Raw genomic sequence first — 24,325 nt, forward strand, 5'->3', positions numbered from 1 at the left:
ACTGGATTCGAACGGGTTTAAAAAATACGGAGAATCAGGCAATGAATGCAACACCCGCTTCCGCTCAAACAGCATCGGAGGCCGAGTCGGACGTGCTGTTCCGCGTGGTCAATCGCGTCGCGATCATCACGCTGAATCGTCCCGCCGCGCTCAATGCGCTCTCGCATACGATGGTGCGCGAGATCGCCGTGCTGCTCGAGCGCGTGCGTCATGACGACAGCATCGTCGCGCTCGTGCTCGAAGGCGCGGGGCCGAAGGGCTTTTGCGCGGGCGGCGACGTGCGCGCGATCGACAGTCTCGCGCGCGCGGGCAAGCGGCTCGGCGAAAACGGCTGGCAGCAGTTCTTCGTCGACGAATATCGGCTCGACTACGCGCTGCATACCTTCGACAAGCCGCTCGTCGCGCTGCTCGACGGCGTGACGATGGGCGGCGGCATGGGCCTCGGCCAGGCGGCGGCGCTGCGCGTGGTCACCACGCGCACGAAGATCGCGATGCCGGAAACGCGCATCGGCATGTTGCCCGACGTGGGCGCCACGCATTTTCTCGCGAAGATGCCGGTGGAGACCGAGTTGTATGTGGGGCTGACCGGCGTGCTGCTCACGGGCGCCGACGCGCTCCACTGCCGTCTCGCCGATATTTGCGTGCCGGGCGAATGGCTCGACGGTTACGAGGCGCGCCTCGCGCAGGCGAGCCTCGCTGGAGACGTGCTCGCGGCGCTGCGCGCGGTGTTCGATGTGCCGGGCGAGGCGTCGGACGCATCGGGTGCTTCAGGTGGGCAGGCAAGTTCACTGGCCGCGCGCGTGCCGCTGATCGAGCGGCACTTCGTGCGCCGTGCGCGCGTCGAGCAAATTGTCGGCACGTTACGCGCCGATCTCGAACACGAGCAACCGGAGGACGTGCGCGCCTGGCTCGCGGCCACGCTCGACGCGCTCACGCATTACTCGCCGACCATGCTCGAAGTCTCGCGCGAGGCGCTGCTGCGCGGTCGCCAGATGACGCTGGCCGAGAGCTTCCGCATGGAGCTCGGGATCGTTGTGCGCGCAATCGAAGACGGCGACGTCTGCGAAGGCGTGCGTGCGCATCTCGTCGACAAGGACCGCAAGCCGCGCTGGGCGCCCGCGACGCTCGCCGAATTGCGCGACGAACGCGTCCAGCATTTCCTGTGCTCGCCGTGGCGCGAGCAGACGCATCCGCTCGCCGATCTGGGCGCGTGATGCGCGCCGCGCGTTGAACCCGCGCGGCACGCCCATCAGACACACATCAGCCCGCCGCGTAGAAATAAAAAAAGCCCGCCGTGCGTGAAGCAGGGCGGGCGCGGGCTTGCAGCCGCTGGCGCTCCAGCGCGCTTTACAGATAGCTGCAGCAGTAGTCGAGCGTCTCGACCACGTCGATGTCGAAGCGGCTCTTGCCCGGCACCGAGAACGACTCGCCTGCGCCGTAGGTCTTCCATTCGTCGCTGCCTTCGAGGCGGATGCGGCACTTGCCGCCTTGCACTTCCATGAGTTCGGGCGCGTCGGTGCCGAAGTTCAGTTGGCCCGGCAGGATCACGCCAAGCGTCTTGCGGGTGCCGTCGGCGAACAGCACGGTGTGCGAGACGCACTTGCCGTCGAAATAGACATTGGCCTTGCGGACCACGGAAACCTGGTCGAATTGTGTTGCAGCCGTCATGGCGGTCTTCCTCTGAGTCTTCGTGAAATGGATGCGTGGGCGCGTGGCGGGCGCGGCTCTGCTTGCCCGCAGCGGGATCGACATCATACCGGCACTCGCCGCACGCCTTCAGCGAAATCCCGCGAAATCCGACGAAACCAACCGGCGAAATGCGCAGCAAGTGTTTACAAACACATAACGACTAATTACAATTGATATAACAAATGAGAATCATACGCATTCTCAAACAAGATTCAACACAGGATTCCTCTGGTGCGGGCGGCGCGTAACGCCCGGCCCAAGACGTTTCCGCCTTCGATCCAACCGCTCACCATGTCCGTCCTCTTCCCGACGCGGATGCGCGCTGTCGCGTCCGTTGCAGCCTTGTATTGCTCTGGCTTTTTCGCATCGGCCGTTCACGCCCAGACCACCCAGCCGGCGTCCGCGATGCCCGATGCGGCGGTGGCCTCTCCCGCTGTCACACAGCAAGCGGCAGACGTCAGCAACGCCACAAGCGCCACAAGCGCCACAAGCGCCACAAGCGCCGGCGAAGCCACTCTGCCCGCCGTCAAGGTGATCTCGGCGCCATCCGAGATGCAGGCGAAGACGCTCGACTCGTACAAGTTCACGTCGCCGCTCATCGACACGCCGCGCTCGGTCACCGTGATCCCGCAGGAAGTGCTCAAGGAGAAGAACGTCACGACCTTCGAGGAGGCGCTGCGCACGGTGCCCGGCGTCACCTTCCTCGGCGGCGACGCGGCGGCGAATCCGTCGGCGGACCGCCCGGTGATTCGCGGCTTCGAGTCGCGCAACTCGATCTTCGTGGACGGCATGCGCGACTCGGGCGTGCAGAACCGCGAGACCTTCGATGTGGAGAACATCAGCGTCATCAAGGGCCCGGACTCGGTCTATGCGGGGCGCGGCTCGGTGGGCGGCAGCGTCGACATCACCACGAAGACGCCGCAGAACGATAACTTCTTCAACGGCAGCCTCGGCCTTGGCACGGACAGCTACCGCCGCGCGACCATCGACTGGAACCAGAAGCTCAACGACACGACCGCGATCCGCCTGAACGCGATGGGTCACGACGCCGACCAGCCGGGCCGCACCGACATCTACAGCAAGCGCTGGGGCGTCGCGCCATCGATCGCGTTCGGCCTGAATACGCCCACCACGGTCACGCTGAGCTACTACCACCTGAACAGCTACGACATGCCCGACTTCAGCGTGCCGTTCCGCTCCACGGGCGGCACGCCGGTGCCCACCGATCGTGGCCAGTTCTACGGCCTGAACGCGCGCGACTACCGGCGCGGCCAGAACGACACCGGCGAGATCAAGGTCGAGCATCGCATCAACGACGCCTGGAAGATCAAGAACACGACGATGTTCGGCCGCTCGACGCTCGATTACATCGCGACGAATCCGCAACTCACGAGCGCGACTTCGAACATCTTGAGCTTGCAGGCCAAGAGCGGTAAATACGCGACCAACAGCATCGCCAACCAGACCGAGGCGAACGGCAAATTCGACCTCTACGGCATGCGCCACACGCTCACGGCAGGCGTGGAGTTCAGCAACGAGCAAGACCGCTACGAGGGCTATCTCGTCACGGACTCGAAGGGCAACAACATCCGCTCGGGCGGGCCGTGCTCGGTGGCCTACAACTGCACGCCGCTCGCGTACTGGAACCCGAACAATCCGTGGACCGGCAGCGTGCTGCTCAACGGCGACAAGACCTTCCCGGGGCCGACCACCAACACGCAGACCAACATCGCCTCGGCCTACCTGTTCGACAGCGTGCAGCTTTCCGAGCGCTGGATCTTCAACGCGGGCCTGCGCTTCGACCGTTATGACGTCACGGCGCAGCAGGCGGGCGTGCCCGATCTGTCCAATACCTCGAACCTCTTCAGCTACCAGTTCGGCCTCGTGTTCAAACCGGTGCGCACGGTGAGCCTGTACGCGTCGTACGGCACGTCGGCGAATCCGCCGGGCTCGAACTCGGGCCTCGGCGGCGGCACCGACCAGATCACGGCGGCGAACCAGGATCTCGCACCCGAACGCTCGCGCAATATCGAAGTGGGCGCGAAGTGGGACGTGCTTCAGGAACGCCTGTCGCTCACCACGGCGCTGTTCCAGACCGACAAGACCAATGCGCGTGTGAGCGACGGCCTGGGCGGCACGATCAATGCGGGCTCGCAGCGCGTGCGCGGCTTCGAGTTCGGCTTCGCGGGCAACGTGACGAACAAGTGGGCCCTGTTCGGCGGCTATTCGTATCTCGACGCGATTACGACCAACGCGGGCCCGACCGCCCCGCAAAATTCAGGCCTGCCGATGGTGATGGTGCCCAAGCACAACTTCACGCTGTGGACCAGTTATGACGTGATGCCGAAGCTCACGCTGGGTGCGGGCGCGACGGTGTCGAGCGAGACCTATGCGTCGGTCACGTCGACCACGCGCAAGTGGGTTCCGGGCTATGCGCGCTTCGACGCCTCGGCAACGTGGCGCGTGACGAAGTCGGTGGACCTGCAACTGAACGTGAACAATATCTTCGACAAGAAGTATTACCAGAGCGCGTATCCGATCTACGCGACCTGGGCGCCGGGCCGCTCGGCGATGGTCACGCTGAATTTTTATCAGTGATGCTTTAAGGTTTGAAGCCGGTGATGTAAACGAAGCAGGGGCGCCCGATGTACTTCAGGCGCCCCCTGCTTTTTTTGCGTGCTGCTTTTCGCTTACTCTCCCGCGACCGTGACCGAAGCCTCGGACGTGAACATCATGAACGTGAAGCTTTCTTGCAGATAGAGGCGCACGGTGTTCTCGTCGTGCGACGAATAGCCGATCGAGACGTCCTGGCCCAGATGCAGCGCGAAGTCGCCGCCGCGCGTCGTGAGGATGCTGCCGCCTTCGAGCGCCGGCGCCCAGATGATCTCGCCTTTCACGAGGCGGCGGATGTGCTCGAGAATCGGGTAGCCCGAATCGCTCGCTTCGCTCACGGCCGTGTAGGCGTCGGAGCCGAGCAGCACCGCGTACGGGCCGTCCACGCCTTGCAGGCGCAGTTGCTCGAGCGCTCGCGCGATCACGGCGGGGTAATCGGCCACGTTGGCGGGCATCGGCAAGAGCGGATTGGAAGTGCCTTCGCGGATGCCCGTGATCTGCGCCGACTTGTAGCCGTCGAAAATCGCGCGATCTTCCGCGAATGCGAGGCGCGTGGCCGCGTCCTTGGCGGGCTGCCAGTCGGAGTCTTGCGCGCCGCGCTCGACATCGTCGATGGCCTCGCGCGACAGCTCGAACGGCACGCGCAACTCGACCAGCGCCTTCACTTCGCGCTGGCGCGCGCGGATGCCTTCGAGCGGCGCTTCGATGCCGTTCTGGTGCCCGGTGCCGACGCCGGCAAGATCCACGCCGCCGGGGCCATTCACGTCGACCACGCGGCGGCCCGCGAGCGAGCGCTTGAAGGTGCGTGCGACTTCTTCTTCGATTTGCGACCACGCTGCCGAGGAAATGGGCGCCAGCTCGCGATGGAGATTATTCATGCCGGGGTGCTCCTTTGAGAGATCCAATGGCGAGCGAGCCGTCCGCGCCTGGCGCGGCGGCGGGCTCGGATGAGGGTTGGCTGTCGAGGCTCGTGTGCATCGAGCTCACTGCGGCACCGGCGAGGCTCGGCTCGCGCTCGGCGAGCGCTTCGAGCAGCGGCTGCGAAGGCACGAAGAACAGGCTGCCCGTGACGGCGCGGCTGAAATCGAGCAGGCGGTCGTAATTGCCGGCCGGCCTGCCGACGAACATGTTTTCCAGCATCTGCTCGATGGGCGCGGGCGAACGCGCGTAGCCGATGAAGTAGGTGCCGAATTCGCCCGAACCCGGCCGGCCGAACGGCATGTTGTCGCGCACGATCTTGACTTCGTCGCCGTTGGCGTCGGTGAGCGTGGTGAGCGAGCTATGCGAGCAGCTCGGCTTCACGTCTTCGTCGAGCTCGATGTCCTGGAGCTTGGTGCGCCCGATGATGCGCTCCTGTGCCTCCACGGTCAGCGCGTTCCAGCCTTTCATGTCGTGCAGGTACTTCTGCACCAGCACGTAGCTGCCGCCGGCGAACTCGGGATCTTCGTCCGCGCCGATCACCGTGAAGTGGTCGGCCTCGTTGCCGGTGGGGTTCTCGGTGCCGTCGACGAAGCCGATCATCGCGCGCATGTCGAAATTGCGGAAGCCGTGCACCTCGTCCACGGTCGTGACCGCGCCTTCGAGGCGGGTCATCAGCTGCGTGGCCAGCTCGAAGCAGAGATCGGTCTGCTCCGCGCGAATATGCAGCAGCAGGTCGCCAGGCGTGGCCACGGCCACGCGCTCGCCCGCGCCGAATTCGCGGAACGGATGCAGTTCGGCCGGGCGCGGGTCGCCGAACAGGCGATCCCATGCGTCTGACGAAAAGCCCACCACGCACGAGAGATTGCCGCCCGGCACGCGCTTGCCGACCGCGCGGGCGAGGTTGGCTACATCCGCGCACCAGGCGCGCACGGCGGCGCGGCTAGCGGCGTCTTCGTTGACGGTCGCGACGATAAAGATCGCGTTGCGGGTGACGGTGGTGGAGACAGGCTGGGGATCGGGCGTTGAATTGGGCTGCGTCATGGTGTGGGCTGGTCTTGACTGGGCTCGGCACCGGGTAGGGGCTCGTGGAGGTTTCGTGGGGCGTGGCGCGGGCACGGTTCGCCGTGCGCGCCGGCTGCCCGCATAGTTTAGCCAAACTCGCGAAAACGGGCGGTTTGCAGGCGAGTGGCCTGGCGTGCGACGATAGGCGTCGTCACGGAGCTTTGCATGGGACCGGAGTAAGCGCTAAAGCGCTAACTCCGGTCGACACATCGAGAGGCATACCATGTGGGATCACACCGAGCATGAAGGTTTCGAGATCTGGGTGTTGCCGATTCCGGCATTCGGGCCTCGCTCGCCCGAGCCGCTGTTCCATTACAGCGGCTACATCTGCCGCCACGGCGCGGACGCGCATGTGGAAGGGCGCAGCATCCGCTTCCACGATCTGATGCGCAACCATGCCGGCTCCGACGCCGCGCTGGACGCGGCGTACGCCGACGCGCGCGAGCGCATCGACCGGTTTCACGCCACGGGAAGCTGGGGCGAAAGCCAGGGCGGCTAACGCGCGAGGCGAGGCGAGCTCACGGTTGGCTCAATGCCCGTCTGAAACGATCAGCGTCACCGAACGGCCCTCGCACCCCTCGCTGCCGGGTTTGGTGATCGCGTGCCAGCCCGTCGGCTGGCCGGGCGCGGCCAGTTCGGAGCCGGCGCTATCGTGGCTGCCGGCATAAGTGACCAGCACGTTGAACGGCCAGGACACGCGCCGCAGGCGCTCGTGCACGAGCGAGCCCGCCCAGATCGGTGTGAGTTCGGCGCCGTCCGGCGCTTGCGTGGGCTGTCCGATTGCATAGCCCGTGGGCCAGAAGCGCAGCACGTCGCGGCGGCTGCCGGGGTGTGCGGGGTCGTCGGGCAGATGCGCGCGCTCGAACACCAGCGGCGAGGGCATGCCGTTGTTCAACTTGGGCAGCAGCGGCAGCGCGAGCACGTCCACGTTCGGCGCGACCAGCGAGAGCACGCTCTTTAGTGAGAATTGCGCGCCCTCGCTCCAGCCGGCGTCGCGCAGCGCCGCGCGCAGATCGGCGGCGCTGGCGGCCCACTGGATCGTCATCGGTTCGCGCCGCTCGCCTTTCATGTCGATGCGGTAGCACGCGAACGTCCTCCACAGCGAATCGATCCACACGACTTGCGTGATGGCTTGCGGCGGCGCTTCGGCGTGCGAGGCGAGCGCCGCCTCCCGTTGCGCCGCGCCGCGCTGCAGCGCGAAGGCCAGCGCGAGCACGGCGAACACGATGGATGGCATGAAGTTGCGATTTTCCGGCCGCTGCGGATAGCGCCATAGCGAGAGCAGCACGACCGTCCACACCCAGATCGAGGCGAAGGCCGCGCCGCCGATGGCGTCCGAGAACAGGAAGCGGTCGAAATAGAGCCCCGCGAACGTCACCGCGACCACGATCGCATTGCCGAACATCGCGACCATGGCCGCCTGCATCACGTTCACGCGCCGCGCGAGCAGGAACATCGCGAAGCCGTAGACGATCACCATCGAGGCCACGCGGTCGCTCGGGAACACATAGGCGCCCACGTGCGCCGCGCCGGCCACGTCGTGGTGGATCGCCACGCGCAGCACGACGATGAGCGCCTGCGAGACGCCCGCGGCAAGCGCCCAGTAGCCGATGGTGCGCCAGCGCCGCTCAATCGCGAGCCAGATCGTGATGATGGCCACGAGCGCCGCGAGCGTGTAGGCGCTGCCGAGCGTCTCGACGTGCGCGAGGACGTCGTCGGCCCAGGTGGTGTGGATCGACTGGAGAAACTGGCGCACCGACTGGTCGACCTGCACGAGCGGGTCGCCGTGCAGCAGATTGCTGAGCACGTAAGAGAACACCGCCGCGCACACGGGCACCAGCGCCGTGACGGCGAGCAGCGCGCCGAGCGCCGACTGCTGCGGATCGAGCGAGCGCGCGAGACGGCGCGCGGCCTGGCCCTTATGGCTCACGGCCCAGCGCACCAGGGCGCGGCGGGAGGCGCTGGCCCAGGCGTCCAGATGGCCGAGCATCATCTGCGTGAAGCGCCACACCAGCCAGCCCGCGAACACGATCATCGCGAGCACGACCACGAGCCGGAACGACACGGCGCCCGCGAGTTGCAGCGATGCGCCGAACACCACACCCGGCACGATGTGCGCCGGCGCCCAGACGAGCGCCGAGATCACGTTCATCGCGAAGAAGCGCATCGGCGACATGTCCGCCATGCCTGCGACCACGGGCACCACGGCGCGCATCGGCGCGACGAAGCGCGCGAGAATCACGCTGCGCGTGCCATGGCTCTGGAAGTAGGCCTGTGCCTTTTCGAGGATCACGGGGTAGTGGCTGAATGGCCAGACCTGCGCGATCGAGTCGCGATAGCGGCGGCCGAGCCAGAAGCTCAGCGCGTCGCCGGCCACCGCGCCCGCGATGGCGCAGGCGAACAGCCAGCCCAGATTGAGCGCGCCGGTTCCCGCGAACGCGCCCGCGATGAACATGGCCGTGCTGCCAGGGAAAAACGTGCCGACCAGCGCGAGCGATTCGGTGAAGGCGGCGAAGACCACGAACGCGAGCGTCCAGCCGGGATAGTCGGCAAGCAGGTGCAGCAAATGGACGTAAGCGTGCTCCATCTGGAGGGCGGTTGGGTGCTGGCGGGCAGCGGTTGATCGGACGGGGTAAAGGTAAAGGTAAAGGTAAAGGGGACTGCACGCGGCGTCCCATGCGCAATATAACCGGCTGCGTCATTGCGCGCGTGGAGCAGGGGCGGTCAGCGCGCTCGTTACGTCGCCCAAAGCACAGCGCCCCGCAGCGTGCTTGACGCTGCGGGGCGCGATGGTGTGCAAAAAGGCGCTTATGCGTTTTTGTGCCTCAATGCTCCACGGCCTCCATCGGCAGGAGCCCGGTCTGCCCATAGAACTCCTGGGCGGCGAACGCCTCGCGTTCCTTGCGCGCGCGGGCGCTGGTGTCGAGCCGCGAAACCGCCCAGATGCCGGCGAACGCGAGCGGCACGGAGACCAGCGCGGGATTGTCGAGGAACACGGGGGCGTGTGCATGATGGAGCACGTCCACCCAGACCGACTTCGAGAACACCGTGAGCAGTACCGAGGAAACGAGCCCGAGCACCCCGCCCGCCACTGCGCCGCGCGTGGTCATGCCGCTCCAGAAGATCGACATCACGAGCACCGGGAAGTTGGCGCTCGCCGCCACGGCCGCGACGAGCCCCACGAGGAACGCCACGTTCGCGTGCTCGAACAGGATGCCGAGACCGATCGCCACCACGCTGAGCACGAGCGTTGCCACGCGCGAGATGCGCATCTCGCGCTGCTCGTTTTTGCGCCCGCGCGCAAGCCAGCTTGCGTAGAGATCGTGCGAGACCGTGGTCGCGCCCGAGAGCGTGAGGCCGGCCACCACGGCGAGGATCGTCGCGAACGTGACCGCCGCGATGAAGCCGTAGAAGAGATTGCCGCCCACCGCCTGGGCGAGCTTCACGGCTACCATGTTCGAGCCGCCGAGCAGGTCGGTCGTGAGATTGAAGTGGCCCGCCGCGTCGACGCGGAAGAACTCAGGATGCTGCGCGAGCAGCGCGATCGCCGAGAAGCCGATCACGAACGTGAGCAGGTAGAAGTAGCCGATGAACCCGGTCGCGTAGAACACCGACTTGCGCGCCTCCTTCGCATTGGGCACCGTGAAGAAGCGCATCAGGATGTGCGGGAAGCCGGCCGTGCCGAACATCAGCGCGATGCCGAGCGAGAGCGCGTTGAGCGGGTCGCGGATCAGCTTGCCCGGCGCCATGATGGAAAGCGCGCCCGGGTGCACATTGACGGCCTGGCGGAACATCTCGTTCGGGCTGAAGCCGAAGTGCGCGAGCGCGAGCACGGCCATGAAGGTCGCGCCGCACAGCAGCAGCCCGGCCTTGATGAGCTGCACCCACGTGGTGGCCTTCATGCCGCCGAAGAACACATAGATCACCATCAGCGCGCCCACCACGATCTCGGCGATCCAGTAGGGCAGGCCGAACAGCAGCTCGATGAGCTTGCCCGCGCCGACCATCTGCACAACCAGGTAAAAGATCACGACCATCAGCGCATTGGCCGAGGTCATCAGGCGGATTGGGCCTTGCTCGAAGCGATACGCAATCACGTCGGCGAACGTGAACTTGCCGAGGTTGCGCAGCGGCTCGGCAATCAGGAACATCACGAACGGCCAGCCGACCAGAAAGCCGATCGAGTAGATGAGGCCGTCGAAGCCGAACATGAACACCATGCCCGAGAGCCCGAGGAACGACGCCGCCGACATGTAGTCGCCCGCAATCGCGAGACCGTTCTGCAAGCCGCTGATGCCGCCGCCGCCCGTATAGAAGTCGCGCGCGGTGCGCGTGCGGCGCGCGGCCCACTGCGTGATGCCGAGCGTCACGAGCACGAACAACAGGAACATGCCGATGGCGACGGGGTTGTGCTGCGGCTTGGGCATGGGCGCGGCCGCGCCGCCCGGCATATTGGCAAGGGCAAGGCTGCTGGCGGTTGCGAGCGCGAATGCGCCGAGAACGCGAATGGGCTTCATGCCTGCACCTCGCCCTGGAATTTCGCGACGAGCGCGCGCATGGCGGGATCGAAGCGGCGGTTGGCGCGCAGCACATAGAAGCCGGTGAGCGCGATGGCGCCGGCGATGATGCCCACGCCCACGACAATGCCGACGCTGATGGTGGCGCCCGCATAGAGCGGCTGCGCGAGCCGGTGCGGCGCGAGCGCGACGATCAGGATGAAGCCGTAGTAGAGGGCGATCATGAGCGCGGTGAGCGTGAAGCTGAAGCGTCGGCGCACGGCGACGAGCTGCCGGTATTCGGGGTGCGCCTTGATCGTGTCGATCGCGGTGTGAGTCATGTTGTCTCCAGTGTCTCTCGTGTCTTTTATGTCTTTTGTGTTGGGCGTCTCGATCAGATCACGCCTTTGTCTTTCAGCTCTGCAATTTTCTCCGCTGAATATCCGAGCGTTTCTTCCAGCACGTCGCGCGTGCCTTCGCCCAGTTGCGGCGGCGCGCGGCGCACGGGCATGCGTTCGCCGTCGAAGCGCCACGGCGGCGCGAGCACCGGCGTGGTGCCGCTTGCCGTGTGCGGATGCGGCTGTTGCGTGACGAGCCCGCCTTGCGCGGCGCGCGGCGAGAGTAGCGCTTCGCGCAATCCCGCCACCTCGCCGCACGGAATGCCCGCTTGCGCGAGACGTTCGAGCAGCAGCTTGCGCGGGCGGCTGCCGAGTTCGCGCGTGAGTTCAGGCACCAGCGTCTCGCGGTTCTGCCCGCGCAGGATGTTGGTTTTGTAGCGGGCGTCGTCGGCGAGATCGTGGCGTTCGATTACCTCGCGGCAAAAGCGCTCGAACTGCGCGTTGTTGCCCACGGTGATGACGAGCGGACCATCGGCGGCATCGAACACGCCATAAGGCACGATCGACGGATGCGCGTTGCCGTAGCGCGGCGGGTCCTCGCCCAGCAGCAGCGCTTCGAGCCCGTAGTAAGCGGTGATCATGAGGCCGCAGTCGAACAGCGCCATTTCGATGTGACGCCCGCGCCCGGTGCGCTCGCGCTCGTACAGCGCGGCGAGCATCGCCTGCGCCGAGTACATGCCCGTGAACAGATCGACAGCGGCCACGCCAAATTTGAGCGGCGGCTGATGCGCTTCGCCGTTCAGCGCCATCAGGCCCGCTTCGCCCTGCACGACGAGGTCGTAGCCGGGGCGCTTCGCCTCGGGCCCGGTGCTGTCGTAGCCGGTAATCGAGCAGTAGATCAGGCGCGGGTTCTCCGCGCTCAGCGCCTCATAGCCGAGGCCCAGCTTCGCCGCGCCGCCCGACTTGAAGTTCTGGATGAAGATGTCGCTGGTCTTCGCGAGATCGCGCGCGATCTGCTGGCCCTCGGGCGTTTGCAGATCGAGCGTGATCGAGCGCTTGTTGCGGTTCACGCTGTTGAAGTAGGCCGTTTCGGTCTTGCCGACGCGCACACCCCAGTCGCGCGTGTCGTCGCCGCGGCCGGGGTGCTCGACCTTGATGACCTCGGCGCCCAGGTCGCCGAGCACCATCGCGCTCCACGGCCCGGCCAGTACGCGCGAAAGATCGAGAACACGCACGCCTGCGAGCGGCAGGCTCCGCTTGTCGGTCTGCATCAGAACGCACTCCTGGTTCGTTGTGAATGGAAGGCCGCGCTGCGCATTTCAGATCCAGATAAGGAGGGGATGGCGGCGGGCCTTCGCAAACGCCACGCAATATCTATGCGGTGGCGGTTTCCAGCGCGATATAGCGCGCGAGATGATGATCCTCGTCGCCGAGCTGATGGTCGATCATCACGAGGCGCTTGGCGTAGTGCGCGAGCGGCAGCTCCCACGTCATGCCGATGCCGCCGTGCAGCTGAATGGCTTCCTCGGCCACGCGCGCGCCGATGCGCCCGATCGAGTACTTCGCCGCCGAAAGCGCGCGCTCGCGTTGAACGCGCGGCGCGTCGATGGCCGCCGCGGCGTTGATGACCGCGGAGCGCGCCTGCTCGATTTCGAGCAGCACGTCGGCCATGCGGTGTTGCAGCGCCTGGAAGCTGCCGATGGGCGCGCCGAACTGCTTGCGCGTGCGCAGGTATTCGAGCGTGTGATCGCGCGCGACATCCATCGCGCCCACGGCTTCCGAGGCGAGCGCGAGCAGGCCGTAGCCGCGCGCGTGTTCGAGCGTCGCGAAGCCCGTGTCTTGCGCGCCCACGAGCGCATCGGCGCCGAGCGTCACGTGATCGAGCGTCACTTCCGCCGCCCGCCCGCCGTCGATCTTGCGATAGCCGCGCACGCTCACGCCCTGCGCGTCACGTGGCACGAGGAAGAGCGCAATGCCGTCTTCGTCGAATTCGTCGCCGCAGACGCGAGCTGAAACGAGCAGCACGTCCGCATGTTCCCCATGCTGCACAACGCCTTTCGCGCCTTGCAGCATCCAGCCGTCGCCGTGCTTTTCGGCGCGTGTGCTTACGCGCGAGGCTTCGTAATGCGAGCCCGGCTCGTCGTGCGTGAGCGCCGCGATCTGCGAGCCGTCGATGAACGACGCAATGCGCGCGCGTTGCGCCTCGCTGCCCGCGTGCGCGAGCGCGCGGCCCACGATCAGCGTGTCGAGGAACGGCTCGACCACGAGGCCGCGCCCGAGCGACTCGAACACGACGGCCACGTCGAAACCCTGGCCGCCGAAGCCGCCATCGGCTTCGTCGAACAGCGCGCCGATCACGCCGAGTTCGGCGAAGCGCTGCCACATGTCGGCGCTGAAACCCTCGCTGGAGCGCGCGATCTTGTCGCGCGTATCGAAACCATATTGCTCAGCGATGAAGCGATTGAGCGTGTCCGCAAGCATGCGGCGGTCTTCGGTGTGCTGGAAGTTCATGGCAGGACCTCTTAAAGACCGAGAATCATCTTGGAGATGATGTTCTTCTGAATCTCGTTGGAGCCGCCGAAGATCGACAGCTTGCGGTTGTTGAAGTAGAGCGCGGCGGCGCTGGCGGCTTCGTCGGGGCCGATGGCTTCGCCCTCGTAGCCTTCCTGCAGCGCTTCTTCGACGAAGGGCGCCGCGTACGGCCCCATCGCGCGGCGCAGCAGCGACGAGATTTCCTGGCGGATCTCGGTGCCGCGAATCTTGAGCATCGAGCTTTCCGCGCCCGGCACGCCGCCACCGGCGACAGCCGCGATCACGCGCAGGTTCGTGGTCTTCATGTTTTCCAGATCGATTTCGACCTTGGCCATGCGCGCTGCGAACTGCGGGTCCTGGGCGAGCGGCTTGCCGTTGCGCGTGACCTGTTGCGCGGCGCGCTTCAGGCGCGCGAGCGCGGCCACCGAAAAGCCCACGCCCGCGATGTTGGTGCGCTCGTAGGTGAGCAGGAATTTCGCGTAGGTCCAGCCCTTGTTCTCTTCGCCGACGAGGTTCTCGACCGGCACGCGCACGTCGGTGAAGAACACTTCGTTCACCTCATGTTCGCCGTCGAGCGTGATGATCGGGCGCACTTCGATGCCCGGCGTGTTCATGTCGATTAGCAGGAAGCTGATGCCTTCCTGCTTGCGCACGTCGGTGGCGGTGCGCACGAGGCAGAAAATCATGTTCGCGTAGTGGCCGAGCGTGGTCCACGTCTTCTGGCCGTTCACCACGTAATGATCGCCCTGGCGCACGGCGCTCGTGCGCACCGAGGCGAGGTCCGAGCCCGCGCCCGGCTCCGAATAGCCCTGGCACCACCAGTCGGAGCCGTCGAGAATGCGCGGCAGCCAGTGGCGCTTTTGCGCCTCGTTGCCGTACTTGATGAGCACGGGCCCGAGCATGTTCACGCCGAACGGCACGATGCGCGGCGCGCCCGCAATCGCGCATTCGTTCTCGAAGATGAACTTCTGCACGGCGCTCCAGCCCGGGCCGCCGTATTCCTTCGGCCAGTGATTCGCGAGCCAGCCCTTTTCGTTGAGCGTGGCGTGCCATGCGGCCATGTCGTCGCGCGTGAGGTGCTTGCCGTTGCGCACGGTGTCGGCGATGCGCTGCGGCAGGCGCTCGCGCAGGAAGTCGAGCACTTCGCTGCGGAAGGCTTCTTCTTCGGCGGTGAATTTCAGATCCATGTGTCTTGCTCCTTGCTGCCCCGCTCGAGTGCGGGCCGGGTTCAGGCGATGTGGTTCAGGCTCGCGAAGTCCGTGCCGCGCTCGACCAGTTCGACGAGCAGCGGCGAAGGACGCCAGAACAGCGGGTCTTCCTTCGCGAACTCGCGGATGTCGGCGAGCACGTTCGCGAGGCCCACGGTATCGGCGTACTTCATCGGGCCGCCGCGATAGCGCGGGAAGCCGTAGCCGTACAGCAGCGTTACGTCCACGTCGAGCGGGCGCAGCGCGATCTTTTCGTGCACCACGTTCGCGCCTTCGTTGATCATCGCGGCCATGTAGCGGCGCATGATTTCCTCATTGCTGAACGTGCGCGGCTTGATGCCGGCGCGCTCGCGCTCGGCGGCGATGATCGCTTCCACTTCGGGATCGGGCGTGCCGGTGCGCGCGCCTTCAGGGTACAGGTAGAAGCCGCGGCCCGTCTTCTGGCCGAACCAGCCGCGTTCGCACAGGCGGTCGGCGATCTGCACGTAGCGCGCGTTCGGATCGCGCGTGGCCGCGCGGCGCTTGCGCGTGGCCCAGCCGATGTCGCCGCCCGCGAGATCGACCACCTGGTACGGGCCCATCGGAAAGCCGAACTCGCGCACGGCCTGGTCGATCTGGTAGGGCGAGGCGCCGTCTTCCATCAGATGATCGGCGGCCGTGCGGTACACGGCGAGAATGCGGTTGCCGATGAAGCCGTCGCACACGCCCGCGCGCACCGGTACCTTGCGCAGTTTCTTCGCGAGCTCGAACGCGGTGGCCACCACGTCGGGGCTCACGGCGTTCGGTACCACGACCTCGAGCAGCTTCATGATGTTCGCGGGCGAGAAGAAGTGCAGGCCCACCACGTCTTGCGGGCGCTTGACGCTGGCCGCGATGGCGTCGATGTCGAGATACGAGGTGTTGGTCGCGAGCACTGCGCCCGGCTTGCAGACGCGGTCTAGCTCGGCGAATACGGCCTGCTTCACGGCCATGTCTTCGAACACGGCCTCGATTACGAGGTCGGCGTTCGCGAGCGAGTCGTATGCGGTGCTGCCATTGAAACGCGCGAGGATTTGCGCCTTCGCTTCGGGCTTCATGCGGCCCTTGGCGATCAGGCCGTCATAGACTTTCTCCACATGCGCGCGGCCGCGTGCGAGCGCGGCGTCGTCGCGCTCGATCATCGTCACGGGCAGGCCCGCGTCGAGCACGGCCACGGCAATGCCCGCACCCATCGTGCCGCCGCCGATCACGCCCACGCTCTCGATCGCGCGCGGCGCAGCGCTCTTCGTTTCAGGCGCTTTCTGCACTTCGCGCTCAGCGAAGAACGCATGGATGAGGCCCGCGCGCTGCGGGCTTTCGAGGCAGGCGAGGAACTGCTTGCGCTCGAAACGCAGGCCTTCCTCGAACGACTCCTCGAGCGCGGCTTGCACGCAATCGACGATTTTCATCGGCGAGAACAGGCCGCGCGACTTCTTCGCGGTGTCGGCGCGTGCGGCGTCGATCGCGGCTTGAGTGGCGGCGCGGTCGGCGAGACCTTGCGCGTCGCGCGTGCGGCGCACGGGGGCGTGCGCGGCAAGCAGTTCCTGCGCATAGGCGAGGCCTTCGGCGAGGATGTCTTCGCTCGCGCCCACGCGGTCGACGAGACCGAGCTTGAGCGCTTCCTGCGCGCCCACATGGCGGCCGCTCAGCATCAGCGCAAGCGCGGCTTCGGCGCCGATCAGGCGCGGCGCGCGCTGCGTGCCACCCGCACCGGGCAGCAGGCCAAGCTGGACTTCGGGCAGGCCGAGCTTCGCGCCGGCCACCGCGAGCCGGTAGTGCGCGGCGAGCGCGACTTCGAGTCCGCCGCCGAGCGCCGCGCCGTGAATCGCCACGATCACCGGCTTGTGGCAGGCCTCGATGCGATGGAGCACGTCGGGCAGCGCGGGCGGCTGCGGCGGCTTGCCGAACTCGCGGATGTCCGCGCCCGCGATGAAGTTGCGCCCGGCGCCCACGATCAGCACGGCCTGCACGGCCGCGTTGGCCTCGGCGTGCTCGATGGCGGCGGCAAGACCGCGCCGCACGTCGACGCCCAGCGCGTTCACGGGCGGATTGTCGACGGTGACGAGCAGCACCTTGCCGCGCAGTTCGTGGCTAACCGGGGAAAAAGCGGAGGAGGGGGCGGGGGCGGCCGTGTCGATTGCCATGTGGGATGTCTCCAGAAGAATTAGGGGCCAAGTCGGTAGCCAGCAGCGGTGTCCAGCAGGCGGCTGGCAGGCCAGGATCGCGGTTCTCCAATGTGGGCTTCATTCTGTGGATGCCAGCGCCAATTGACAATCCCATGGTTCATTGACATGCTGTCAAGGATTATTTGACAATAGGCCCGACTGTGGATGTCAATGCGCTGACCCTGCTGGTGGAGATCCTCGACGCCGGCAACCTGAGCGAGGCCGCGCGGCGCCTCAAGATGAGCCGCGCGAACGTGAGCTATCACCTCAACCACCTCGAAAAGTCCATCGGCCTGCAGCTCGTGCGGCGCACCACGCGCCGCGTGGAGCCCACCGAGATCGGCCTGAAGCTCTACGAGCACGGGCGCGCGATCCAGAACGCGCTGCTCGCGGCGCGCGAGTCCGTTTCCACGCTCGGGCAAAGCCTTCTGGGGCGCGTGCGTTTATCGGTGCCTAGCGGCTATGGGCAGCTCGTGATGTCGGAGTGGCTGATCCGCTTCAAGCGCCTGTATCCGGGCATCGTGCTCGACGTGATGTTCGAGAATCGCGTGGAAGACCTGCTGCGCGATGAAGTGGATATTGCGGTGCGCGTGATGCACGAGCCGCCGCAGAATCTGGTGGCGCGCGACATGGGCGCGGTGCGGTATGTAGCGTGCGCTTCAGCGCCTTGGGCGGCGGAGCATGGCATGCCCGAAACGCTCGAAGACCTCGCGCGCGCGCCGGTCATTACCGCGACGGTGGTGGGGCGGCAATTGCGCCTCGCGGGCTACCTCGGCGATGAACGGCACGAGGTGCTGCTCGAACCGTCGATCATTTCGGAAAATTTTCTATTTCTGCGCCAGTCGATCCTGGAAGGGCTGGGCGTGGGCATCGTGCCCGACTACGTGGTCCACGACGACCTTCGCAACGGCCTGGTCGTTACCTCGCTCGACACGTGGCGTCTGAGCATCTTCGGCACGCACATGTATATGCTCTACATGCCTAACCGGCACCATACGCGCGCGGCTTCCACGTTCATCGACTACGTATTGGCCGAAGCGCGCAAGAGCGGGCGCGGCGCTGTTGCCAACGATCAGGTGTCCTGAGCGCGCTTGCTTTCCGCGCGCGACGCGTGTGCGCCTTCATCGTCATCGCTCACTTCACGCGTATCGCCATGCTCTGCGCAAGCGCCGGTCGTGGGCGGGCGTCCGCGCGTGGCCGCCGTGACCCGCACGCGCTGCTGGATGCCGGCTTTCGCGAGCATGTGCGCGCTGATGGGCGCGGTGAGGAACAGGAACGCGGGAATCAGCAGCTCGTGCAGGCTCGCGAAATTATTGTGCGTGCTGAAATAGATCACGGAGGCGAGCACGATCCCGCCCACGCCCAGCGTGGTCGACTTGGTCGGCCCGTGCAGGCGCATGAAAAAATCGGGCAGGCGCGCGAGCCCGATCGCACCGATCAGCGTGAACAGGCTGCCGATCAGCAGCAGCGCGCTCACGATCACTTCAACGACGGTTTGCATCGGCTGGCCTCGCTTTAGTTCAGTTCGATGATGTCGCCGCGCTGCAGATACTTCGTGAGCGCGACCGTGCCCACGAACCCCATCAGCGCGATCAACAGCGCGGCTTCGAAGAACACCGTCGAGCGCAGGCTGATGCCGTACACCACGATCAGCGCGATTGCGTTCACATTGAGCGTGTCGAGCGCGACGATGCGGTCGGGCAGCGAGGGGCCGCGCACGAGGCGCACGAGCGTAAGCAAGAAGGCGATGCCGAGGATCGCGAACGAGACCGGAATCACGATGGCTAGCATGCGAAGATCTCCATCAACGGGGCTTCATAACGGGACTTGATGAGCGCGACCAGCGCCGCTTCGTCGTCGAGGTCGAGCACGTGGACGATGAGGCGCGTGCGGTCGTCGCTGAGTTCGGCGCACAGCGTGCCGGGGCTCAGCGAAACGATGCTGATGAGCATGGTGAGCGCGATTTCGTGCGTGCTGTCGAGCGGCACGTCGATGAACGCGGGACGCAGGCGCTTCGTGGGGCCGAGCACCAGCAGAGCGACTTCCACGTTTGCCACGACGATGTCGATCAACACGTGTCCGAACAGGCGCACGAGCAGCCACGGCCGGCCGAAGCGCACCGGCTGCAGCCACAACCCCTTGCCCACGCAGAACGAGATCACGGTGCCGAGCACCGCGCCCAGCAGCAGATTGCCGGGCGAGACGTCGTTCATGAGCAGCAGCCAGCAGCCGAGCAGCACGACGGTGAGCCACGGGTGCGGAAAGAGCCTTTTGAGCATCGTCAGCTCCCGTTGGTCTGGGTGGGCGCCGGCGCGGGCACTGACGCGGGTGCCGATGACGACGCGTCCTGCGCGTGCAGGATCGCGTGCACGTAGGCATCCCGGTCGAACAGTTGCGCGGCGGTTGCGTCGAGATACTGGCGCAGCGGCCCCGCGCCGAGCGTGGCCGCCGCCACGCAGGCGAGCAGCAGCGCGCAGGCCGTGAGCTTGGCGGCGCTGCCTCGGGGTGCGCGCGCGGGCGCGAAGGCGGCGGCGCGCGCGGCGGGCTCGGCCCACAGCAGGCGCGTGCCGGTGCGGCTCAGCGCGACGATCAGCAGCAGGCTCGAGATCAATACGGCGGGCCACAGCACGGCCGCCTCGTGGGTGGGTGTGGCCGCGAGCACCATGGCCTTGCCCAGGAAGCCGGAGAGCGGCGGCAGGCCCGCCGCACCCACGGCGGCGGCGAGATAGAGCAGTGCAGCGGCGTTTGAGGGCCACGGCGCGTGTTCCTTCTCTACCCGTTGCGGCGCGAGGGCCTCGGCCGTGGCTAGCGCTTCGCTGTCCGGCGTGGGCGAGATGGCCGCCGCAGCCGTGTCGTCGAGCGCTTCGAGCGAAGCGGGTTCGGCGCTGTTCGTGCCGTCGACGCTGCTTACCTTGTGGGACACCATCGCGGCTTCGGGTTCCAGCGTGTCGGCGAGCAGGAACAGTGCGCCCGTGCACAGCGTCGTGCTGATCAGATAGTAGAGCAGCGCGCTCCATGCCAGCGGCGTTTGCTGTGTGACGGCCGCAATCAGGAGTCCGACCGATACCAGCACGAGATAACCCGTGGTGGTCTTCAGGCTCGACACGGCGAGCGCGCCCAGCGCGCCGAACGCGATGGTCGCGATGGCGAGCCACCATACCCAGTCGTGCATGAACGCATCGAGCACGCCACCGTTGCTACGGCCGCCGAATACCAGCGCGTCGCAGCGCAGCATCGCGTAGATGCCCACCTTGGTCATGATCGCGAACAGCGCCGCCACGGGGCCGATCGCGCTGCGGTACGCCTGCGGCAGCCAGAACGACATCGGAAACACGGCGGCCTTCAGGCCGAACACGAGCATGAGCGTCGCGCCGGCGAACTGCGCGAGCGGCAGCGACTCGGCGTTCAGGTGCGCGAGGCGTTCGCCCATGTCGGCCATGTTGAGCGTGCCGGTGATGCCGTACAGCACGCCCAGCGCGATCAGGAAGAACGACGAGCCCACGAGGTTCATGATCAGGTAGTGCAGCCCGTTGCGCACGCGCCGCGCGCCGCCGCCATGGAGCAGCAGCGCGTACGAGGCGATCAGCAGCAGCTCGAAGAACACGAACAGGTTGAACATGTCGCCCGCGAGGAACGCGCCGTTCAGGCCCATCAGTTCGAACTGGAACAGCGCGCGGAAATAGCGTCCGCGCCGTGCGTCGGCGCTCGACGTGCCCAGCAGGCAGCAGCACGCGAGCACCGCGGTCAGCAGCAGCATGAGCGCGCAAAGGCGGTCGAGTTGGAGCACGATGCCGAACGGCGCGGGCCATGCGCCGAGCGCGTAGCTCACGATCTCGCCTTGCGCCGCACGCGCGGCCAGCATGGCTGCGACGGGCAGAAGCGCCACGGTTGCGACCGCATTGAGCGCGCGCTGCATGCGCTTGGCGCGAAGCGGCAGCGCGACGATGGCGCCCGCCGCGAACAGCGGGATCAAGATGGGGAGCAGAAGGGCGTGATTCATGCGCCGTGCGTCTCCCCGTCGTTGCCTTGCGGGTTGGCCTCACTATCGCCATCCACGTGATCGCTGCCGGTGAGCGCGAGCGAGCGCAGCGCGAGCACCACGGTAAACGCGGTCATCGCGAAGCCGATCACGATGGCCGTGAGCACGAGCGCCTGCGGTACCGGGTCCGCGTACTGCGCTCCCGCGCCATCAGCAGTACCCGCGATCACGGGCGGCTGGCCGGTGGCGAGCCGCCCCATGCCGAGCAGGAACAGGTTGATCGCATACGAGAACAGCGTAATGCCGAGGATCACGGGCAGCACGCGCGCGCACAGCAACAGGTAGATGCCGCACGCGCAGAGCACGCCGATTGCGGCGGCGAAGGCGGCTTCCATCAGCTTTTCTCCACGGATTGCAGGTCCTTGTCGCGCACGCCCAGGTGCGAAACGATCGTGAGCGTGGTGCCCACCACTGCGCCCAGCACGCCGAGATCGAACAGCATGGCCGTGCTCAGCTCGATTTCGCCGATCAGCGGCAGATGCAGATGCCCGAACGCACTGGTGAGGAACGGATGGCCGAATGCGAGGCTGCCCAGACCCGTTGCGGCCGCAACGAGAATGCCGAGCCCCGCGAGCGCGCGGTAATTGATGCGGATGCGCGATTCGGTCCACAGCACGCCGCTCGCCACGTATTGAAGCAGCAACGCGATCGAAAGAATGAGCGAGGCGATGAAGCCGCCGCCGGGCAGATTGTGGCCGCGCAGGAACACGAACACGGCCACCAGCGCGGTGAGCGGCAGCATGAGGCGCGCGAGAATCGCGAGCAGCAGCGGATGCGATTGCGACGACCACGGCAGGCCGCCCGGCCCGGTGTCGGAGGCTTTCAGGCGCAGGCCGCGCAGCAGCGCCTTCACGGCGAGGCCGGCGACCACCAGCACGCTGACTTCGACCATGGTGTCGAAGCCGCGGAAGTCCACGAGGATCACGTTCACGACGTTGTGGCCGCCGCTGCCGGGCAACGCATTGGCGAGGAAGTACGGCGCGATGCCTTGCGCGGGCGGACGCGTCATGACCTGGTACGCCACGCTGCCGAGCAGCGCGCCGCCCGCGAGCGCGAGCGCACCGTTACGCATGCGCGTGGGAATCGGCTCGATGGCGGTTTGCAGGTTGGGCAGGAAGTAGATGGCCAGCACCAGCAGCAGCACCGTCACCACTTCCACCGAGACCTGCGTGAGCGCGAGATCGGGGGCGGAAAAGCGCGCGAATGCGAGCGTCACCAGCAGCCCGCAGGTGCTCAGCATCACGAGCGCGTAGAGCGTGTGCGTGCGCACCATCACAACGCCCACGGCGAGCAGCGCCATCAGCACGAGGCCGCACAGCGTGATGGTGTCGATGGGCAGGCGCACGAAGTCGCCGCCCCACGCGCCGAGCGCGACGAATGCGGTGCCGGGCACGACGATCATCGCCGCGATCATCCACGCGAGATAGTCGGGCAGCGAGCGCGTCTCGAACACGCGCACCACCACGGCCGCAGCTTTTTCCAGGCGCTGCACCAGGCGGTCGAAGCCTTCGCTCGCGTTCATGTCCGAGAGCAACGAGCGATGGTGGCGGAACGCGTCGCGGCGCAGCACGAACAGCAGCGCGCCGGCCGCGAACGACACCACGCTCATGACGAACGGTGTGTTCACGCCGTGCCACAAGGTCAGGCTGTAGTCGGGCAGTTTGCCGCCGAGCGTGAACCACGCCGCCGATTCCAGCATCTTGCCGATGGTCCGCTGCGGAAACAGGCCGATCAGCAGACACACCACCACGAGAATCTCGACCGGCAGCTTCATGAAGCGCGGCGGCTCGTGCGGCGGGTAATGCGGCAGGTCGCGCGGCGCGGCGCCGTCGAAGAACACGCCCCAGACGAAGCGCAGCGAGTACGCGACCGAGAGCGCGGCGGCCGCGATCGCGATCACGGGAATCGCCCAGTTGAATGGCCCGAACATGCCCTGCGCGAGCGTCTCGCCGAAGAACATTTCCTTCGAGAGAAAGCCGTTCAGGAGCGGCACGCCCGCCATCGCGAGCGAGGCCACGCCCGCGAGCACGGCGGTGTGCGGCATGTACTTCGCGAGTCCACGCAGGCGGCCCAGATCGCGCGTGCCGGTTTCATGGTCGATGATGCCGGCGGCCATGAACAGCGACGCCTTGAACACCGCGTGGTTGACCGTGTGAAACAGCGCGGCCACGGTGGAAAGCTGCGTATCGAGACCGAACAGCAGCACGATGAGGCCGAGATGGCTGATGGTCGAATAGGCGAGCAGGCCCTTGATGTCGCGCTGGAACAGCGCCATCGAGGCGCCGCCCACAAGCGTGACCAGCCCGGCGAGCGTGGCCGAGTAGGCCCACCAACTGGTGCCCTCGAACACCGGGTAGAGGCGTGCGAGCAGGAAGATGCCGGCCTTCACCATCGTCGCCGAATGCAGATACGCGGAGACCGGCGTGGGCGCCGACATCGCATGGGGCAGCCAGAACTGGAACGGGAACTGCGCGGATTTCGTGAACGCCGCGAACAGCGTGAGCAGCAAAATGGCCGGAAAGAGCGGGTCGTGCTGGATCTTGCCGGTTTGCGCGAGCACGTCGTTGAGTTCGAAACTGCCGCATACGTGGCCGAGCAGCAGCACCGCCGCGAGCAGCGCGAGCCCGCCCGCGCCCGTAATGGTGAGGGCCATGCGCGCGCCGCGCCGCGCATCGGGCCGCGCGGGCCAGAAGCCGATTAGCAGGAACGAGACGAGGCTCGTGAGTTCCCAGAAGATCACGAGCAGCAGCAGATTGTTCGACAGCACGACACCGAGCATCGCGCCCATGAAAAGCAGGAGCAGCAGATAGAGGCGCGGGAGCGTGTCGCTGCCGGCCAGGTAATAGCGCGCGTAGATGAACACCAGCAGCCCGATCGCAAGCACCAGCAGCGCGAACATGAACGAGAGGCCGTCGAGGCGCAGCGAGAGCGCGAGGCCGATCTCGGGCACCCACTCGCGGCGCCATTGCATGACGCCATAGGTGGGCATGCCCACGCGTTCGCTCAGGAGCAGCCCGAGGCCGAACAGCGCGGTTGCAAACGCGATCCACGTGGCGAGCGCGCGGGCGTGCCGGGCCGCTAACGCGACGAGCGCCGCCCCCACGAACGGAAGTACGACGAGCCACTCCAATGCCATCCGGCTTTCTCCGGGAAATTCGCTGCGTGCGGGTTGAAAACGTGGACTGCGCGGGTGGGGCCGGGCAGGCACGCGCGAGGCGTACCTGCGGGCCATAGACCACGATCA

The 24,325-nt window shown here is 66.6% G+C and carries 20 protein-coding genes; 4 read left to right on the forward strand and 16 right to left on the reverse strand.

Annotation, left to right across the window (positions count from 1 at the left end; translation table 11 throughout):
• Positions 1 to 41 precede the first annotated feature (41 nt).
• Positions 42 to 1,214 carry an enoyl-CoA hydratase/isomerase family protein gene (locus HV773_RS23680; RefSeq protein ID WP_175196969.1) on the forward strand — a complete coding sequence of 391 codons (1,173 nt, stop codon included), beginning with the start codon at positions 42 to 44 and terminating at the stop codon, positions 1,212 to 1,214.
• A 133-nt stretch (positions 1,215 to 1,347) separates the two neighbouring features.
• Here HV773_RS23680 and ppnP read toward each other — a convergent pair whose 3' ends face one another.
• Positions 1,348 to 1,668, reverse strand: a complete 321-nt coding sequence (ppnP, locus tag HV773_RS23685; protein ID WP_175196970.1) for a pyrimidine/purine nucleoside phosphorylase — start codon at positions 1,666 to 1,668, stop codon at positions 1,348 to 1,350.
• A 312-nt stretch (positions 1,669 to 1,980) separates the two neighbouring features.
• On the opposite strand from ppnP, the gene HV773_RS23690 reads away from it, so the two are divergent.
• The gene (locus HV773_RS23690; protein WP_175196971.1) at positions 1,981 to 4,287 is read left to right on the forward strand and encodes a TonB-dependent receptor; all 2,307 of its coding nucleotides are present in this window, start codon (positions 1,981 to 1,983) and stop codon (positions 4,285 to 4,287) included.
• Positions 4,288 to 4,379: 92 nt separating this feature from the next.
• On the opposite strand, the gene HV773_RS23695 is transcribed toward HV773_RS23690, so the two are convergent.
• Positions 4,380 to 5,180 (reverse strand): family 1 encapsulin nanocompartment shell protein, encoded by an 801-nt coding sequence (locus HV773_RS23695; protein ID WP_175196972.1) that lies wholly within the window; start codon positions 5,178 to 5,180, stop codon positions 4,380 to 4,382.
• Positions 5,173 to 6,264: a Dyp-type peroxidase gene (locus HV773_RS23700; protein ID WP_175196973.1), complete on the reverse strand. Its 1,092-nt coding sequence runs from the start codon at positions 6,262 to 6,264 to the stop codon at positions 5,173 to 5,175. The genes HV773_RS23695 and HV773_RS23700 overlap by 8 nt, the downstream gene beginning before the upstream one ends.
• Before the next feature lie 244 nt (positions 6,265 to 6,508).
• On the opposite strand from HV773_RS23700, the gene HV773_RS23705 reads away from it, so the two are divergent.
• Positions 6,509 to 6,784, forward strand: coding sequence for a hypothetical protein (locus HV773_RS23705; RefSeq protein WP_175196974.1), 276 nt, complete (start codon positions 6,509 to 6,511; stop codon positions 6,782 to 6,784).
• 30 nt (positions 6,785 to 6,814) lie between these two features.
• On the opposite strand, the gene HV773_RS23710 is transcribed toward HV773_RS23705, so the two are convergent.
• The 7 genes from HV773_RS23710 to HV773_RS23740 form a co-directional block, all read right to left on the reverse strand.
• On the reverse strand, positions 6,815 to 8,872 hold the full coding sequence (locus HV773_RS23710; RefSeq protein WP_175196975.1) for a VTT domain-containing protein: 2,058 nt from the start codon (positions 8,870 to 8,872) through the stop codon (positions 6,815 to 6,817).
• Between the two features lie 238 nt (positions 8,873 to 9,110).
• Entirely contained in the window at positions 9,111 to 10,802 is a 1,692-nt protein-coding gene (locus tag HV773_RS23715) for a cation acetate symporter (protein WP_175196976.1), read from the reverse strand.
• Positions 10,799 to 11,122, reverse strand: a complete 324-nt coding sequence (locus HV773_RS23720; RefSeq protein WP_175196977.1) for a DUF485 domain-containing protein — start codon at positions 11,120 to 11,122, stop codon at positions 10,799 to 10,801. Before HV773_RS23720 ends, HV773_RS23715 begins: the two co-directional genes overlap by 4 nt.
• A gap of 53 nt (positions 11,123 to 11,175) precedes the next feature.
• Complete coding sequence (locus HV773_RS23725) at positions 11,176 to 12,390, reverse strand: CaiB/BaiF CoA transferase family protein (protein ID WP_175196978.1); 1,215 nt, start codon at positions 12,388 to 12,390, stop codon at positions 11,176 to 11,178.
• Positions 12,391 to 12,493: 103 nt separating this feature from the next.
• Positions 12,494 to 13,630, reverse strand: a complete 1,137-nt coding sequence (locus HV773_RS23730; RefSeq protein ID WP_175196979.1) for an acyl-CoA dehydrogenase family protein — start codon at positions 13,628 to 13,630, stop codon at positions 12,494 to 12,496.
• A gap of 11 nt (positions 13,631 to 13,641) precedes the next feature.
• Positions 13,642 to 14,838, reverse strand: a complete 1,197-nt coding sequence (locus HV773_RS23735; protein ID WP_175196980.1) for an acyl-CoA dehydrogenase family protein — start codon at positions 14,836 to 14,838, stop codon at positions 13,642 to 13,644.
• Between the two features lie 41 nt (positions 14,839 to 14,879).
• Positions 14,880 to 17,021 carry a 3-hydroxyacyl-CoA dehydrogenase NAD-binding domain-containing protein gene (locus HV773_RS23740; protein WP_175196981.1) on the reverse strand — a complete coding sequence of 714 codons (2,142 nt, stop codon included), beginning with the start codon at positions 17,019 to 17,021 and terminating at the stop codon, positions 14,880 to 14,882.
• A gap of 182 nt (positions 17,022 to 17,203) precedes the next feature.
• Here HV773_RS23740 and HV773_RS23745 point away from each other — a divergent pair, with 182 nt between their 5' ends.
• Positions 17,204 to 18,127, forward strand: a complete 924-nt coding sequence (locus HV773_RS23745; protein WP_175196982.1) for a LysR family transcriptional regulator — start codon at positions 17,204 to 17,206, stop codon at positions 18,125 to 18,127.
• Here the strand turns inward: HV773_RS23745 and HV773_RS23750 are convergent.
• The 6 genes from HV773_RS23750 to HV773_RS23775 are packed head-to-tail and all read right to left on the reverse strand — an operon-like array spanning position 18,115 to position 24,217.
• Positions 18,115 to 18,543, reverse strand: coding sequence for a Na+/H+ antiporter subunit G (locus HV773_RS23750; protein WP_175196983.1), 429 nt, complete (start codon positions 18,541 to 18,543; stop codon positions 18,115 to 18,117). The two genes, HV773_RS23745 and HV773_RS23750, sit on opposite strands and share 13 nt — an antisense overlap.
• Positions 18,544 to 18,557: 14 nt before the next feature.
• Positions 18,558 to 18,833: a K+/H+ antiporter subunit F gene (locus HV773_RS23755; RefSeq protein ID WP_175196984.1), complete on the reverse strand. Its 276-nt coding sequence runs from the start codon at positions 18,831 to 18,833 to the stop codon at positions 18,558 to 18,560.
• Positions 18,827 to 19,321: a Na+/H+ antiporter subunit E gene (locus HV773_RS23760; RefSeq protein ID WP_175196985.1), complete on the reverse strand. Its 495-nt coding sequence runs from the start codon at positions 19,319 to 19,321 to the stop codon at positions 18,827 to 18,829. The genes HV773_RS23755 and HV773_RS23760 overlap by 7 nt, the downstream gene beginning before the upstream one ends.
• 2 nt (positions 19,322 to 19,323) lie before the next feature.
• Positions 19,324 to 21,042, reverse strand: coding sequence for a monovalent cation/H+ antiporter subunit D (locus tag HV773_RS23765; RefSeq protein ID WP_175196986.1), 1,719 nt, complete (start codon positions 21,040 to 21,042; stop codon positions 19,324 to 19,326).
• A complete protein-coding gene (locus tag HV773_RS23770; protein ID WP_175196987.1) occupies positions 21,039 to 21,416 on the reverse strand; it encodes a Na+/H+ antiporter subunit C in 378 nt (125 codons plus the stop codon). Before HV773_RS23770 ends, HV773_RS23765 begins: the two co-directional genes overlap by 4 nt.
• Entirely contained in the window at positions 21,416 to 24,217 is a 2,802-nt protein-coding gene (locus HV773_RS23775; RefSeq protein WP_175196988.1) for a monovalent cation/H+ antiporter subunit A, read from the reverse strand. Before HV773_RS23775 ends, HV773_RS23770 begins: the two co-directional genes overlap by 1 nt.
• Positions 24,218 to 24,325: the final 108 nt, after the last annotated feature.

It is taken from the genome of Paraburkholderia caffeinitolerans, assembly GCF_902859945.1.
Lineage (GTDB): Bacteria > Pseudomonadota > Gammaproteobacteria > Burkholderiales > Burkholderiaceae > Paraburkholderia > Paraburkholderia caffeinitolerans.

Bases quoted from the DNA above. Each gene is read 5' to 3' on its own strand.
- HV773_RS23690 (WP_175196971.1), top strand. From the start codon at position 1,981: ATGTCCGTCCTCTTCCCGACGCGGATGCGCGCTGTCGCGTCCGTTGCA.
- HV773_RS23695 (WP_175196972.1), bottom strand. From the start codon at position 5,180: ATGAATAATCTCCATCGCGAGCTGGCGCCCATTTCCTCGGCAGCGTGG.
- HV773_RS23705 (WP_175196974.1), top strand. From the start codon at position 6,509: ATGTGGGATCACACCGAGCATGAAGGTTTCGAGATCTGGGTGTTGCCG.
- HV773_RS23720 (WP_175196977.1), bottom strand. From the start codon at position 11,122: ATGACTCACACCGCGATCGACACGATCAAGGCGCACCCCGAATACCGG.
- HV773_RS23700 (WP_175196973.1), bottom strand. From the start codon at position 6,264: ATGACGCAGCCCAATTCAACGCCCGATCCCCAGCCTGTCTCCACCACC.
- HV773_RS23750 (WP_175196983.1), bottom strand. From the start codon at position 18,543: ATGCAAACCGTCGTTGAAGTGATCGTGAGCGCGCTGCTGCTGATCGGC.
- HV773_RS23735 (WP_175196980.1), bottom strand. From the start codon at position 14,838: ATGGATCTGAAATTCACCGCCGAAGAAGAAGCCTTCCGCAGCGAAGTG.
- HV773_RS23765 (WP_175196986.1), bottom strand. From the start codon at position 21,042: ATGAATCACGCCCTTCTGCTCCCCATCTTGATCCCGCTGTTCGCGGCG.
- HV773_RS23775 (WP_175196988.1), bottom strand. From the start codon at position 24,217: ATGGCATTGGAGTGGCTCGTCGTACTTCCGTTCGTGGGGGCGGCGCTC.
- HV773_RS23710 (WP_175196975.1), bottom strand. From the start codon at position 8,872: ATGGAGCACGCTTACGTCCATTTGCTGCACCTGCTTGCCGACTATCCC.
- HV773_RS23715 (WP_175196976.1), bottom strand. From the start codon at position 10,802: ATGAAGCCCATTCGCGTTCTCGGCGCATTCGCGCTCGCAACCGCCAGC.
- HV773_RS23770 (WP_175196987.1), bottom strand. From the start codon at position 21,416: ATGGAAGCCGCCTTCGCCGCCGCAATCGGCGTGCTCTGCGCGTGCGGC.
- HV773_RS23680 (WP_175196969.1), top strand. From the start codon at position 42: ATGAATGCAACACCCGCTTCCGCTCAAACAGCATCGGAGGCCGAGTCG.
- HV773_RS23740 (WP_175196981.1), bottom strand. From the start codon at position 17,021: ATGGCAATCGACACGGCCGCCCCCGCCCCCTCCTCCGCTTTTTCCCCG.
- ppnP (WP_175196970.1), bottom strand. From the start codon at position 1,668: ATGACGGCTGCAACACAATTCGACCAGGTTTCCGTGGTCCGCAAGGCC.
- HV773_RS23730 (WP_175196979.1), bottom strand. From the start codon at position 13,630: ATGAACTTCCAGCACACCGAAGACCGCCGCATGCTTGCGGACACGCTC.
- HV773_RS23725 (WP_175196978.1), bottom strand. From the start codon at position 12,390: ATGCAGACCGACAAGCGGAGCCTGCCGCTCGCAGGCGTGCGTGTTCTC.
- HV773_RS23760 (WP_175196985.1), bottom strand. From the start codon at position 19,321: ATGCTCAAAAGGCTCTTTCCGCACCCGTGGCTCACCGTCGTGCTGCTC.
- HV773_RS23755 (WP_175196984.1), bottom strand. From the start codon at position 18,833: ATGCTAGCCATCGTGATTCCGGTCTCGTTCGCGATCCTCGGCATCGCC.